The organism is Actinospineispora eucalypti, assembly GCF_039543365.1.
GTDB lineage: Bacteria > Actinomycetota > Actinomycetes > Mycobacteriales > Pseudonocardiaceae > Pseudonocardia > Pseudonocardia eucalypti.
Window position 1 is genome coordinate 56,908 of sequence record NZ_BAABJP010000003.1, and the last position, 12,619, is coordinate 69,526.

Below are 12,619 nucleotides of genomic sequence, written 5' to 3' on the forward strand. Positions count from 1 at the left end.
TCTCGCCGTGCTCTTCACCGTGCTGCCAACCCGGCGTCCACCAGCTCACGGGCGCGGGCTCTCGCCCACGCCTCGGCCGCTAATACGTCATCCACAGTATCGGGATCGGTGTTACATCCGTGCGCGGTGGCGAGCACCTCGCCGACCAGATCGGTGATTCCGGTGAACGACAGCCGCCCGGCCACGAACGCCGCCACCGCCTCCTCGTTCGCCGCGTTGAACACCGCCGGCACGCAGCCCCCCGCCGCGCCGGCCGCGCGGGCCAGCGCCACGCCGGGGAACGCCTCGTCGTCCAGCGGCTCGAAGGTCCAGCTCTCCGGCCGGTCGAAGGCGCAGGCAGCGGCCGCACCGGACACCCGCTCCGGCCAGCCCAGGGCCAGGGCTATGGGCAGCCGCATGTCGGGCGGGCTGGCCTGAGCGATGGTCGAGCCGTCGGTGAAGGTGACCATGGAGTGGATCACCGACTGCGGGTGCACCACCACGTCGATGTGCTCGTAGGGCACGTCGAAGAGCAGGTGCGCCTCGATCAGCTCCAGGCCCTTGTTCACCAGGGTGGCCGAGTTGATGGTCACCACCGGCCCCATGTCCCAGGTCGGGTGCTTGAGCGCGTCGTCCAGGCCGACGTGCGCGAGCTCGTCGCGGCGCCGCCCCCGGAACGGGCCGCCGGACGCGGTCAGCACCAGCTTGGCCACCTCGTCCCGGCGGCCACCGCGCAGGCATTGGGCCAGCGCGGAGTGTTCCGAGTCCACCGGCACGATCTGCCCCGGCGCCGCCGCCCTGGTCACCAGCGGCCCGCCGGCCACCAGCGACTCCTTGTTGGCCAGCGCGAGGCGGGCCCCGCTGGCCAGCGCGGCCAGGGTGGCGCTCAGGCCCCGGGAACCGGTGATGCCGTTGAGCACCACGTCGGACGGCGCGCGTTCGATCAGCTCGAGCACCGCGTCGGGCCCGGCGTACACCTCGGCCGACGACCCGGCGGCGCGCAGCTCGGCGCGCAGCTCGTGCTCGGCCTCCGGCTTGGCCACCGCCACCCTGGGCACGTCGAACTGGGCGGCCTGCCGGGCCAGCAGGGCCACCCCGGCCTCGGTGCTGCCCGCCGTGGCCAGGCCGGTCACCGCGAACCGGTCCCGCCGGCCCCGGATGACGTCCAGCGCCTGGGTGCCGATCGACCCGCTCGAGCCCAGCAGCAGTACTCCGCGAATGGTCATCGACGGCCATTGTCCAGCACGCCCGTACCGCCGTCCGCATGACACTGTGACAACATGGACCGCACATCATTTGAGGCATGAGCAGGCTGGAGGATCTGTGTCAGGCACGGGTCAGGAGCTGGCGAAGCGCAACGGGCACGCACCGGCGACGGTGGACCCGGACGAGGAGCCGTCGGCGGAGTGGGGCTGGCACGGCAGCTTCCCGCGCGGCACGCTGATCGCCGGCTGGGTGTCCACCGTCTTCATCCTGCTGATGCTGATCGGCAACCACACCGGCAAGGTGGAGGACCTCTGGCTGGTCGGCACCGCGCTGGTGATGGCCTACGGCCTGATCCGGATGCAGCTCAAGCAGCGGCGTTCCTGGCGGCAGTAGCGCTCCACGATGGAGCTGGAGGTCGAGGATCGGGTCGTCCGGATCAGCAATCCGGACCGGGTCTACTTCCCGGCGCGGGGAGAGACCAAGCTGGACCTCGTCAACTACTACCTCGCGGTGGCCGAGGGCGTGGTGCGCGGGCTGCGTGAACGCCCGTGCATGCTGCACCGCTTCCCCAAGGGCGTGACCGGCGAGAAGGTGCACCAGAAGCGCCTGCCGAACGGCGCCCCGGACTGGGTGCGGACGGTGCGGGTGGACTTCCCCCGCTACGGCCGGCACGCCTACGAGCTGTGCGTGACCCACCCGGCGGACGTGATCTGGGCGGTGCAGATGTCCACCGTGGAGTTCCACCCCTGGAACTCCCGCCGGGCGGACGTGGAGAAGCCCGACGAGTGGCGGATCGACCTGGACCCGATGCCCCAGGCCGGCTTCGACGACGTGCGCGAGGTGGCCCGGGTCGCGCACGAGGTGCTGGACGAGCTGGGCGCGGTCGGCTGGCCGAAGACCTCGGGCGGCAAAGGGCTGCACATCTACGTGCGGATCGAGCCGCGCTGGGGGTTCGCCGACGTGCGCCGCGCCGCGCACGCGTTCGCCCGCGAGGTGGAGCGGCGCTGCGAGCTGGTCGACCTGACCTGGTGGCGCAAGGACCGGGATCCGGCCTCGGTGTTCGTGGACTACAACCAGAACACCCGGGACCACACCCTGCGCTGCGCCTACTCGGTGCGCGGCGCGCCGGAGGCCCCGGTCTCCGCGCCGATCCGCTGGGACGAGCTCCCCACGGTGCACCCCGGCGACTTCACCATCGCCACCATGCCCGCCCGCTTCGCCCAGCTGGGCGACCTCCACGCCGGCATTGACGACGCCGTCTACCAGCTGGACGAACTCCTCGACTGGGCCGCCCGCGACGAACGCGACGGCGCCGAAGCACCCCCACCCGAGGACGACTGACGCAGCGGCCAGGCCGCTGTCAGGCGCCGATGCGGGCGGCTAGGAGTAGGAGTGGTTGGCCGGGACCGGAGGGTTCGGCGACCACGTGTTTGCGGCCAAACCTCTCGCAGCTGGTGAGTCTCCGTCAACCGTTCGTAGAAACTTACCGACCGGGGCCGCGGTCGCGGGGCGCCACCGGCTCCGGCTCGGGCACCGGTTCCCCCGGGCACTGGGACAGCACCTTGGCGATGGCGTCCCGCTCGGCCGAGGTGACCCACAGGCGGTACCGGGTCTTCACCGCCACCTGCCGGGCCACGTACCGACACCGGTAGGCCTTGTTCGGCGGCAGCCAGGTGGCCGCGTCGGAGTCCGACTTGCGGATGTTGGTCGGGCCGTCCACGGCGAGCAGGTTCAGCGGGTCGTTGGCCAGCTGCTTGCGGGTGGCCTCGTCCAGTTGCTGCGCGCCCTTCTGCCAGGCGTCGGAAAGGGCCACGACGTGGTCGATCTGCACGTCGTCGCTGGTCCCCTCGCCGCGCACGAACTGGATGACCGTGTTGGTGTACGGGTCGTCCAGCCGCCCGGTGAGCACCACACAGTTGCGGGTGCCGGGCTTGAACGTCTCGTCCGTCATGTCCCGGGCCATCACCTGGTTGCGCTGGTCGCAGCCGTCCCGGTCGATGTCCGACCAGGCCGGGCCGAACTGGTCGCGCGAGTAGCCGGTCTTCGGCGCGCGGCCCTTCACCGGGAGCCCGTCCAGCGCCGTCCGCGCCGTGCCGTGGGCCGGCTCGGCCGGGCCGACGGTCAGGGTGGCCGCCTCGGCGGTCGGCGCGACCACCCCGCAGGCCACGAAGGAAATCGAACACATCAGCACCAGGCCGGTCAGCCGCCCGCCCGCCACTGCCGACCGCCGGCCCGCCCGCGCCAACCCGCCCACCCCGGACACTCGCCCACCCACCCTCGCCACCCCACGAACCCGCCCCATAAACGCCGCCCCACCAGCCTCGGCGATATCCCGCCGGCAGGCGATCCGCCACGCCGGTGGCGCCCGGTAGCTCCTGGTAACCGAAACGCTTGACATTGACGCAACGTCAACTTCTACCGTGGTCCATGTGGTTCACGAGTGGTCCATCCAGGACATCGCGCGGGCGGCCGGCACGACCAGCCGGACCCTGCGGCACTACGACACGATCGGGTTGCTCACGCCCAGCCGGGTCGGCAGCAACGGCTACCGCTACTACGACGAGCACGCGCTCGTCCGGTTGCAGCGGATCCTGCTGCTGCGCGAGCTGGGCCTGGGTCTGCCCGCCATCGCCGGGGTGCTCGCCGGGCAGCGGGACACGGCCGGCGCGCTGCGCGAACACCTGGAGCTGCTCGAGTCACAGCGCGCCCGGCTGGGCCGGCAGATCGAGTCGGTGCGCACCACGCTGCGCAAGACGGAAGGAGGTGAGCAGTTGATGGCGAGGGAGGTATTCGACGGCTTCGACCACACCAAGTACCGGGAGGAGGTGATCGAGCGCTGGGGCAAGGAGGCCTACCAGCGCGGGGACAACTGGTGGCGGGCGCTTTCCGCCGACCAACGGGCCGAGTTCCAGCGGCGCCAGGCCGACATAGCGGCCGGCTTCGGCCGGTTGCGCGCGGCCGGCGCGGCGCCCGACGGCGCCGAGGCCCAGGCGCTGACCCGCGAGCACTACCGATGGGTCACCGCCGGCTGGCAGGGCAACCGGCCGACGGCGGAGCAGTTCGCCGGGCTGGGCCGGATGTACACCGACGACCCCCGGTTCACCGCGCACTACGACGTGCACGGCGAAGGCACCGCGGCGTTCATCCGGGACGCCATGGCCGCCTTCGCGGCGGCCCTGTGAGTGGCGAGTGTTGCTATAGCGATACTCGCCACTCACAGGGCGCCGCATGGCGCCATACTGGCCCCCGTGCAGCTACCCGTTATGCCACCGGTCAAGCCGATGCTGGCCAAGCCGGTCAACGCCATCCCGCCCGGGCACCTGTACGAACCGAAGTGGGACGGGTTCCGGTCGATCATCTTCCGCGACGGCGACGACGTGGAGATCGGCAGCCGCAACGAGCGGCCGATGACCAGGTACTTCCCCGAAGTGGTGGAGGCGGTCAAGGCCAACTTCCCGGACCGCGCGGTGATCGACGGGGAGATCGTGATCATCGACCGGGCCGCCAACCGGCTGGACTTCGAGGCGCTGCAGCAGCGAATCCACCCCGCCGCGAGCCGGGTGAACTTGCTGGCCGGCGAGACCCCGGCCAGCTTCATCGCCTTCGACCTGCTCGCCCTCGGCGACCGGGACCTGACCGGCGAGCCGCTGGCCGCCCGGCGAGCCGCCCTGGAGGAGGCGCTGGCCAAGGCCTCACCCCCGGTGCACGTCACCCCGCTGACCTCGGACGACGCCCTGGCCGGCCAGTGGTTCGACCAGTTCGAGGGCGCCGGCCTGGACGGCCTGATCGCCAAGCCCAAGGAGTTGACCTACCAGCCCGACAAGCGGGTGATGTTCAAGATCAAGCACGAGCGCACGGCGGACTGCGTGCTGGCCGGCTACCGGGTGCACAAGTCCGGCCCGGACGCGATCGGTTCGCTGCTGCTCGGGCTGTTCGACGAGACCCGGCCGGACGCCGGCCTGGTATCCGTCGGCGTGGTCGGCGCGTTCCCCATGGCCCGCCGCCGCGAGCTGTTCACCGAGCTGCAGCCGCTGATCACCACCTTCGACGACCACCCGTGGGCCTGGGCCCGCCAGGAGGAGGGGCACCGCACCCCGCGCAAGAGCGAGACCAGCCGGTGGAACGCGGGCAAGGACCTGTCCTTCGTGCCGCTGCGGCCGGAGCGGGTGGTCGAGGTGCGCTACGACTACATGGAAGGCCCCCGCTTCCGGCACACCACCCAGTTCGTGCGCTGGCGCCCCGACCGGACCCCGGAATCGTGCACCTACGCCCAGCTGGAGCGCCCGGTCACCTTCAACATCGACCAGGTCCTGAGCGGCTGACCCCTCTGACGCCGGCCGGCGGGTTGGGTGGGTTGCGTTCCAAGGATCGCTTGGACGGCCGCGGCTGGTCTGTGGCCCGGCTTGGCTGGGCTGCCGCCCGTCGCATTCCGCTCGCTCCAGCGCCCGGCCGCCGTCACCCGGCGTAGTCACCCCGCACGGATTCCGAGGGGGTGCCGCGGGAGCGCCGCATCGAGTGGCAGCTGAGTCGCGTCTTCACATGATCGAAAGGCGACTGGACTGCCACTCGGCGAAACCGGGGGCCGCGCCAGGAGCAACGCGCTCACGCTCGGCAGCGAAGGACTCCGATTCGGTGCCGTCGAGCTCCATCGGAACGTCCGAGGCCGCCGCGAAGCCGGGAAAGCTCCTAGCCGCGCCGTCCAAGCCGCTTTTTTGAAACCCGCACCGCGCCTAACCGCCACCGTCACGCACAGCCGCGTAGGCGGTGCGCACGGCCGACGAGACCTCCCCGACACCGGCCGGCGGTGACTCGGTGGACTCCTCCGGGCGCGCCCAACCGGGCGCCTCGCCGGTGAGTGCCCACGCCGCCTGCCGCGCCGCCCCCAAAGCCACGTACTCGGCCGGCGCCAACACCGTCACCGGCACGCCGAACACCAGCGGCGCGATCGCGCGCACCGCCGCCGACCGGCTGCCCCCGCCCAGCAACAGCACCCGCCGCACCGGCACGCCCTGCGCCACCAACCCGTCCAGCCCGTCGGCCAGGCCGCAGAGCATGCCCTCCACCACCGCCCGGGCCAGGTTGGCCGGGGTGGCGTTCGCGCCGGTCAGGCCGGCGACCGCGCCGCGGGCGGTGGGCCGGTTGGGGGTCCGTTCCCCCTCCAGGTAGGGCAGCAGGACCAGCCCATCGGCCCCGGGTGAGGCGGATAGGGCCAGCCGGTCCAGCTCGGCCAGGTCCACGCCGAGCAGGTCAGCACCGGCCCGCAGCACCCTGGCCGCGTTCAGCGTGGCCACCAGCGGCAGGTAGCCGCCGGCCGCGTCGGCGAACCCGGCGACCACTCCGGAGGCGTCCGCGCTCGGCCGGTCGTGGGTGGCGAACACGGTTCCGCTGGTGCCGATGGAGACCAGCACGTCCCCCGGCTCGGCGCCGGCGCCCAGCGCGGCCGCCATGTTGTCCCCGGTGCCCGCTCCGAGCACCGCGCCCGGCACGAACTCGGCCACGGAACCGGCCCGTTCGCCCGGACCGCACACCCTGGGCACCTCGAGGTCACGGCCGAAGGCCAGGCGCAGCAGGTCCGGCCGGTATTCGCCGGTCACCGTCGACCAGTAGCCGGTGCCCGACGCTTCGCCCCGGTCGGTCACCGCCCCGGCGGGGCGGCCGGCGAGCAGCCAGGTCAGCCAGTCGTGCGGCAGCAGCACCCGAGCCGCCCGTCCGGCCACCTCGGGTTCGGCGCGGGCGGTCCAGCGCAGCTTGGTGGCGGTGATGCTGGCCACCGGCACGGTACCCACCTCGGCCGCCCAGCGCGCCGGCCCGCCCAGCTCATCGATGAGGTCCCGGGCCGCGCCGGCCGAGCGGGTGTCGTTCCACAGCAGCGCGTCGCGCACCGGCTCGCCGGCCGCGTCCAGCAGCACCATGCCGTGCTGCTGGCCGCCGACGGAGATCGCCGCGACTCCGTCGAGCACCCCGCCGGCCGCGGCGAACGCCGCCCACCACGCCCCGGGGTCCACCTCGGTGCCCGGCGGGTGCGCGGCCCGCTCCTCACGCACGGTCCGCCCGGTGGCCAGGTCCACCACGACGATCTTGGTTGCCTGGGTGGAGGAGTCGACGCCGGCGACAAGGTCCATGCCCGAAGTATCACCGAACCAGGCGGAAGAACGCGCGCACCTCGTCCACGAAGATCTCCGGCTGCTCGAAGGCGGCGAAGTGACCGCCGCGCGCGGGTTCGCTCCACCGCCGGATGTCCGGGAAGCGCCGCTGCGCCCAGCGCCGGGACGGGCGGGGCAGCTCCTTGGGGAACACCGCGCAGCCGGTCGGCACGTCGACCGGGTCCGGCGTGGCCGAGGTGAACCAGGACTGCACCTCGCGGATGCTCTCCCAGTACAGCCGGGCCGAGGAGGCGGCGGTGCCGGTCAGCCAGTACAGCGTGACGTTGTCCAGCATCTCGTCCCGGGTGAACACCGTCTCCGGGTCGCCGCCGCAGTCGCTCCACGCGCGCAGCTTCTCCACGATCCAGCCGCACAGCCCGGCCGGCGAGTCGACCAGGCCGTAGCCGAGGGTCTGCGGCCGGGTGGCCTGCTGCACCGAGTAGCCGTCCTCCCAGCGCTGGGCGTGCTCCAAGGCCTCCAGGGTGGCCCGCTCAGCCTCGGTCAGGTCGTCGTACGTCGAAGGGTCGGGCGCGGCCAGCGGCGGGGTGAGGTGGATGCCGGCCAGGTGCCCGGCGTCCAGTTCGGCCAGGCAGGTGGTCACGCTGGTGCCCCAGTCGCCGCCCTGGGCGCCGTACCGGTGGTAGCCCAGCCGGGCCATCAGCTCGGCCCAGGCGGCGGCGATGCGGCGGATCCCCCAACCGGTGCGGCCGGGCTGGTCACTGAACCCGTAGCCGGGCAGCGAGGGGCAGACCACGTGGAAGGCGTCGGCCGGGTCACCGCCGTGCGCGGCCGGGTCGGTGAGCGGCCCGATCACCTTCAGGAACTCCACCACCGAACCCGGCCAGCCGTGGGTGAGCACCAGCGGCAGCGCGTCGGGGTGGGGCGAGCGCGCGTGCAGCAGGTGGATGCCGAGGCCGTCGACGGGGATGCGCAGCTGCGGGATGGCGTTCAGCCGGGCCTCGCAGGCCCGCCAGTCGTAGCCGCGCTCCCAGTAGTCGCACAGCTCGCGCAGGTAGCCCAGCGGCACGCCCTGGGACCAGTCCGGCACGGTCTGCGCGTCCGGCCACCGGGTGGCGGCCAGCCGCCGCCGCAGGTCGACCAGGTCAGCCTCGGGGACCTCGATCCGGTACCGGGTCATGCGTTGCACACTAGAGCTGGCGCAACCGGTCGATGCGTTCCTCCAGCGGCGGGTGGGTGTCGTACATCCGGTTCAGCCAGGCGAACCGGCCCTCCGACTTCCGCCGGGGCAGCGGCGACTCGATCCACAGGTGCGCCGTGGCCCGGCTGTGCGCGGACACCACGGTCTGGTCGTCCCGCAGCTTCTCCAGCGCCGAGATCAGGCCGGCCGGGTACCGGGTCAGTTCGGCGCCCCGGGCGTCCGCGAGGGACTCCCGGTTGCGGCTCACCGCGTACTGCATCAGCTGCGCCAGGAACGGGCCGAACACCAGCAGCAACGCGCCGACCACGGCCAGCGGCCCGCCGCCCTCGCGGTCGCTGTGCCGCCGGCCGGAGAACCGCATGGACAGGTCGGACACGATGGCGATCGCGCCGACCATGGTCACCGCGAGCGTGGCCACCAGCGTGTCGTAGTTCTTGATGTGCGCCAGTTCGTGGGCCAGCACCCCCTCCAGCTCGGCCCGGTTCATCTTGGCCAGCAGCCCGGTGGTGACCGCGATCGCCGCGTGGTCGGGGTCGCGGCCGGTGGCGAAGGCATTGGGCGCGTCGTCCTCGATGACGTAGATGCGCGGCTTGGGCAGCGCGCCGGACAGGCACAGCCCCTCGACCAGGTTGTGCAGCCGAGTGAACTCCTCCTCCGGCGCCGGGCGCGCGCCGCTCACCGCCAGGGCGATCCGGTCGGACGTCCAGTAGGACGCGAACGCCATCCCGCCGGCCACCAGCACCGCCAGCACAATGGCTCCGGAACCGAACTTCATCTGCCGGAAAGCCGCCGCGAAAATCGCGGTTGTAAGGAGAATGAAAATCCCCAGCAGCAACACGCTCCGCCGTTTGTTCCGGTCTATTTCGTCGAGCAGCATCAGAACTGGACCCGCACGTTTTCCCGGCGCGCGTCGTCCACCTCGAAGTACTCGCGGCGGGTGGCCCTGGCCAGGCCGGCCAGCCACATCGACGGGACCGTCTCGATCCGGGTGTTCAGCTCCCGCACGCTGTCGTTGAGGAACTGCCGGGAGTAGGCGATGCGGTCCTCGGTGGAGGTCAGCTCCTCCTGCAGCTGCAGGAAGTTCTCGTTGGCCTTCAGCTCCGGGTAGGCCTCGGTGACCGCGAACAGCGACTTCAGCGTGTTGGAGAGCGCGTCCTCGGCCCGGGCCCGCTCCGCGGAACCCCGCGCGGACATCGCCGCGCCCCGGGCCGCGACCACCCGCTCCAGGGTCTCCCGCTCGTGGGCGGCGTACCCCTTCACGGTCTCCACCAGGTTCGGGATCAGGTCGTGCCGCCGGTTCAGCTGCACGTCGATCTGCGCCCAGGCCGAGTCCACCCGGTTCCGCAACGTGACCAGCCGGTTGAAGCAGATGACCCCATAACCCGCCACCGCCAGCAGGAGCAACAGAATAATTGCGCCAGTCATTTCTTCCCCTCGAAAAGCTCGCTTGATCGACCGCTTGATTGTTCAAGTCGAGCTTTCCGGCAACAAACGTGTGGACACCCGCTCCGGGGAGGGAAAACCCTACCTATGCTCACCTGGATGAAGGCAAAGTTCTGGCCGGCGGTGCTGCTCGCGGTGGCACTGGCCACCGGCTGCGCGTCCGGCGGCGGCGACGCACCGCCACCGGCGACCAACCCGACCAATGCGGACCATCTGGCCCAGTGCCAGGACGGGCCGTGCCAGGTCACCGTCACCGCTCCGGCCGAGTTCGTCCTGCGCGGCATCCGGACCGAGCTCACTGTGGCCAACGGCCGGGTGAAGCTGCGCCAGTCCACCGAGGACGGGTCGAACAACCAGGTGATGAGCACCGGCAGGGGCGGCCGGTCCTCGATGAGCGGCGACCAGGGCGAGGTCACCATCAAGGTGCGCTCGGTGGAGGGCAACGAGGTGGCCATGGACATCTCCTGAGCGGCTCGACGGGTCCGAGCCGACAGAGGTGATCTCCCGACGTACCGTGTCCCCCATGTCCAAGCTGCCGCTCGCGGCCGTGCTGCTCATCCTGACCCTCGCCTCCGCCGCCTGCGGCTCACCCGAGCCGGCCCCGGCCCCACCGCCACCCGTCGAGTCATCGGCCCCGTCCTCGGCGCCCGCCGCGGCAGGGCTGCCCCCGGCGGCGGACGGCACGAACCTGGAGGCCTGCCGGGACGGCGCCTGCCAGGTCTCGGTCACCGGCTCGGCGCAGACCGTGGTCAACGGGCGCCCGACGAAGATCACCGTCAGGGACGGCCGGGCGCAGATCACCATGAGCGACTCGAGCAACAACCGGATCAGCTCGGGGCTGCGGCCCGGCAACACGACCACCATGGTCAGCTCCGGCCACAAGTTGGTCATCCGGCTGGTCGCCGCCCGGGGCGACACGGCCGTGGTGCAGTTCTCGGCAAACTGACGCCAGTCTCAAGGTTCCTCTCTGTGCCGACGGTGCATGTCAGGGAGGGGTCGATGCCGGTTCAAAGATCGACTTGGACGGCGTGGCGTGGGAGCCCTGCCGAGGTTCGGGTGCCGCCCGGCGCGTTCCCGTTCGTCACTTCGTTTCACGACCGATGGTGCGGCCCTGGCGACCGGTCCATGATCAGCATGACATGGTGGTCTTGTCGGCCCGTCCGGAGCGGCCCTGGTGTCATGCTGACCATGAAATCGATGATCATCAGGCATCCACCGGAGCGCCGACGCGAACCGAACGCACGAGGCGGCACCCAAGCGGCGGCAGGGCCCCACGCCGCGCCGTCCAAGCCGCTCTTCGATCTGGTTACGCACCGTAATGCAGACGGAGCGGGGCGGTGGCGAATGGTTCGGCCAGCGTCGGTCGACATCGACACCAGTCTGGATCCAGCAAGATCCAACCCGGCTCAGGTCGATCTCGATGACGCAAGGTGGGCCGGACGCCCGCCCAGTCGTCACGGACCGTGATTGTGGGGTGCCGGTTGGGGTGATCACTGTTCCGGCGGTCGAGCCGCGATCAAAACTAGCGCGGGCAGCCGCAGGAGTCGCGGTGCACGAAGGTGGGCGGTAGCCGCACGGTGCGCGCCGGGGCCAACGGGTCGGCCATCCGGGCCAGCAGCATCTCCACCGCGCGCCGCCCCATCTCCACGAACGGTTGGGCGATGGCGGTGAGCCCGGGGCTGAACAGGTCCGCCCACGGGAAGTCGTCGAATCCGGCCACCGCCATGCCGGCCGGCACCGGCACCTTGGCGTCACGCAGCGCGGCCAGCGTGCCGATGGTCATCGAGTTGTTCCCGGCGATGATCGCGGTCGGCCGCTCGGCCAGCTCCAGCAGCGAGCGCACCGCCGCGCGCGCCGCCTCGGTCTCCGAGTTCCCGTCCACCACCAGCTCGGGTTCGGCGGGCAGGCCGGCCCGGCGCAGGCCGAGCAGGTAGCCGTCCCGGCGCTCGGTGGTGGTGGCCAGCCCCCGGTGCCCGGCGACCAGCGCGATCCGCCGGTGGCCGCGCCGGGCGAAATGGCCGACCAGTTCGGCCACCGGCTCCACGTTCGCCGAGCCGACCTGGTCCAGGCCGGCGTTGATCAGGCGGTCCACCAGCACGGTGGGCACGCCGTGCTCCTTCAGGTAGGCCAGCGCGGCGGTCGGCTCGCCGGAAGGCGCGAGTACCAGGCCGTCCACCCGGCGCTGGCGCAGCCGGCGAACCACGGTCAGCTCGTAGTCCGGCTCCTCCCGGGGATCGGCCAGCAGCAGGGTGTACCCGGCGGCCGCCGCCGTGGCCTCGATCGCGCGGAGCAGGTCGCCGAAGTACGGGTTGGAGATGGCCGAGATGGCCAGCCCGATGGTGGTGGTGCGCGCGGTGGCCAGCGAGCGCGCCACCGTGTTCGGCGTGTAGTTCGCCTCCTGGACGGCGGCCAGCACCAGGTCCCGGGTCCGCGGCCGGACCACCCGCGTGCCGTTCAGCACGTGCGACACGGTGGCCACCGACACCCCGGCGAGGCGCGCGACATCCGCCATGGTCGCGATGGGGCACCTCCGGTAGGCGCTCTGGGCCACCATCCTCCGATCGTGGCGCCGCTCACACACGCTACCCCGCAAGCGGTTGCGCAAGCGCTTACGTCACCCGTATGGTGACCCCCAGCTGTGACTCAGCCCACTGGGAGGGCACCGTGGCCCCACCGCCAGAGCTTCGCC

Annotated in this window: 13 protein-coding genes; 6 read left to right on the plus strand and 7 right to left on the minus strand. The window is 71.9% G+C overall.

Going from position 1 to position 12,619, the window contains the following annotated elements; translation table 11 throughout:
- Nucleotides 1-14: 14 nt before the first annotated feature.
- Nucleotides 15-1,205 (minus strand): 1-deoxy-D-xylulose-5-phosphate reductoisomerase, encoded by a 1,191-nt coding sequence (gene dxr, locus ABEB12_RS04555; RefSeq protein WP_185064819.1) that lies wholly within the window; start codon nucleotides 1,203-1,205, stop codon nucleotides 15-17.
- Nucleotides 1,206-1,302: 97 nt separating this feature from the next.
- Here dxr and ABEB12_RS04560 point away from each other — a divergent pair, with 97 nt between their 5' ends.
- Nucleotides 1,303-1,578 carry a DUF2631 domain-containing protein gene (locus ABEB12_RS04560; RefSeq protein WP_345702559.1) on the plus strand — a complete coding sequence of 92 codons (276 nt, stop codon included), beginning with the start codon at nucleotides 1,303-1,305 and terminating at the stop codon, nucleotides 1,576-1,578.
- Nucleotides 1,579-1,587: 9 nt separating this feature from the next.
- The gene (ligD, locus tag ABEB12_RS04565; RefSeq protein ID WP_185064817.1) at nucleotides 1,588-2,526 is read left to right on the plus strand and encodes a non-homologous end-joining DNA ligase; all 939 of its coding nucleotides are present in this window, start codon (nucleotides 1,588-1,590) and stop codon (nucleotides 2,524-2,526) included.
- A gap of 142 nt (nucleotides 2,527-2,668) precedes the next feature.
- On the opposite strand, the gene ABEB12_RS04570 is transcribed toward ligD, so the two are convergent.
- Entirely contained in the window at nucleotides 2,669-3,460 is a 792-nt protein-coding gene (locus ABEB12_RS04570; RefSeq protein ID WP_345702560.1) for an HNH endonuclease family protein, read from the minus strand.
- Nucleotides 3,461-3,614: 154 nt separating this feature from the next.
- On the opposite strand from ABEB12_RS04570, the gene ABEB12_RS04575 reads away from it, so the two are divergent.
- Together ABEB12_RS04575 and ABEB12_RS04580 are read left to right on the plus strand one after the other, a co-directional pair.
- Nucleotides 3,615-4,367, plus strand: coding sequence for a TipAS antibiotic-recognition domain-containing protein (locus tag ABEB12_RS04575; RefSeq protein WP_185064815.1), 753 nt, complete (start codon nucleotides 3,615-3,617; stop codon nucleotides 4,365-4,367).
- Nucleotides 4,368-4,433: 66 nt separating this feature from the next.
- The gene (locus tag ABEB12_RS04580; RefSeq protein WP_185064814.1) at nucleotides 4,434-5,507 is read left to right on the plus strand and encodes an ATP-dependent DNA ligase; all 1,074 of its coding nucleotides are present in this window, start codon (nucleotides 4,434-4,436) and stop codon (nucleotides 5,505-5,507) included.
- A gap of 408 nt (nucleotides 5,508-5,915) precedes the next feature.
- Here the strand turns inward: ABEB12_RS04580 and xylB are convergent, their stop codons facing one another.
- The 4 genes from xylB to ABEB12_RS04600 all read right to left on the minus strand — a co-directional run bounded on the left by xylB (nucleotide 5,916) and on the right by ABEB12_RS04600 (nucleotide 9,912).
- Nucleotides 5,916-7,307: a xylulokinase gene (gene xylB, locus ABEB12_RS04585; RefSeq protein WP_185064813.1), complete on the minus strand. Its 1,392-nt coding sequence runs from the start codon at nucleotides 7,305-7,307 to the stop codon at nucleotides 5,916-5,918.
- A 10-nt stretch (nucleotides 7,308-7,317) separates the two neighbouring features.
- Entirely contained in the window at nucleotides 7,318-8,466 is a 1,149-nt protein-coding gene (locus ABEB12_RS04590) for an alpha/beta fold hydrolase (RefSeq protein ID WP_185064812.1), read from the minus strand.
- A gap of 10 nt (nucleotides 8,467-8,476) precedes the next feature.
- Nucleotides 8,477-9,262, minus strand: a complete 786-nt coding sequence (locus tag ABEB12_RS04595; RefSeq protein ID WP_221498724.1) for a M48 family metalloprotease — start codon at nucleotides 9,260-9,262, stop codon at nucleotides 8,477-8,479.
- Nucleotides 9,263-9,363: 101 nt separating this feature from the next.
- Nucleotides 9,364-9,912, minus strand: a complete 549-nt coding sequence (locus ABEB12_RS04600; protein WP_185064810.1) for a LemA family protein — start codon at nucleotides 9,910-9,912, stop codon at nucleotides 9,364-9,366.
- A 117-nt stretch (nucleotides 9,913-10,029) separates the two neighbouring features.
- Between ABEB12_RS04600 and ABEB12_RS04605 the strand changes: the two genes are divergently transcribed.
- On the plus strand, nucleotides 10,030-10,398 hold the full coding sequence (locus tag ABEB12_RS04605) for a hypothetical protein (RefSeq protein WP_185064809.1): 369 nt from the start codon (nucleotides 10,030-10,032) through the stop codon (nucleotides 10,396-10,398).
- A gap of 55 nt (nucleotides 10,399-10,453) precedes the next feature.
- Nucleotides 10,454-10,876: a hypothetical protein gene (locus tag ABEB12_RS04610; protein ID WP_185064808.1), complete on the plus strand. Its 423-nt coding sequence runs from the start codon at nucleotides 10,454-10,456 to the stop codon at nucleotides 10,874-10,876.
- Nucleotides 10,877-11,452: 576 nt separating this feature from the next.
- Here the strand turns inward: ABEB12_RS04610 and ABEB12_RS04615 are convergent.
- Nucleotides 11,453-12,442 carry a substrate-binding domain-containing protein gene (locus tag ABEB12_RS04615; protein WP_221498723.1) on the minus strand — a complete coding sequence of 330 codons (990 nt, stop codon included), beginning with the start codon at nucleotides 12,440-12,442 and terminating at the stop codon, nucleotides 11,453-11,455.
- Nucleotides 12,443-12,619 lie beyond the last annotated feature (177 nt).

Bases quoted from the DNA above. Each gene is read 5' to 3' on its own strand.
- ABEB12_RS04610 (WP_185064808.1), top strand. From the start codon at position 10,454: ATGTCCAAGCTGCCGCTCGCGGCCGTGCTGCTCATCCTGACCCTCGCC.
- ABEB12_RS04590 (WP_185064812.1), bottom strand. From the start codon at position 8,466: ATGACCCGGTACCGGATCGAGGTCCCCGAGGCTGACCTGGTCGACCTG.
- ABEB12_RS04605 (WP_185064809.1), top strand. From the start codon at position 10,030: ATGAAGGCAAAGTTCTGGCCGGCGGTGCTGCTCGCGGTGGCACTGGCC.
- xylB (WP_185064813.1), bottom strand. From the start codon at position 7,307: ATGGACCTTGTCGCCGGCGTCGACTCCTCCACCCAGGCAACCAAGATC.
- dxr (WP_185064819.1), bottom strand. From the start codon at position 1,205: ATGACCATTCGCGGAGTACTGCTGCTGGGCTCGAGCGGGTCGATCGGC.
- ABEB12_RS04595 (WP_221498724.1), bottom strand. From the start codon at position 9,262: ATGAAGTTCGGTTCCGGAGCCATTGTGCTGGCGGTGCTGGTGGCCGGC.
- ABEB12_RS04600 (WP_185064810.1), bottom strand. From the start codon at position 9,912: ATGACTGGCGCAATTATTCTGTTGCTCCTGCTGGCGGTGGCGGGTTAT.
- ligD (WP_185064817.1), top strand. From the start codon at position 1,588: ATGGAGCTGGAGGTCGAGGATCGGGTCGTCCGGATCAGCAATCCGGAC.
- ABEB12_RS04615 (WP_221498723.1), bottom strand. From the start codon at position 12,442: ATGGCGGATGTCGCGCGCCTCGCCGGGGTGTCGGTGGCCACCGTGTCG.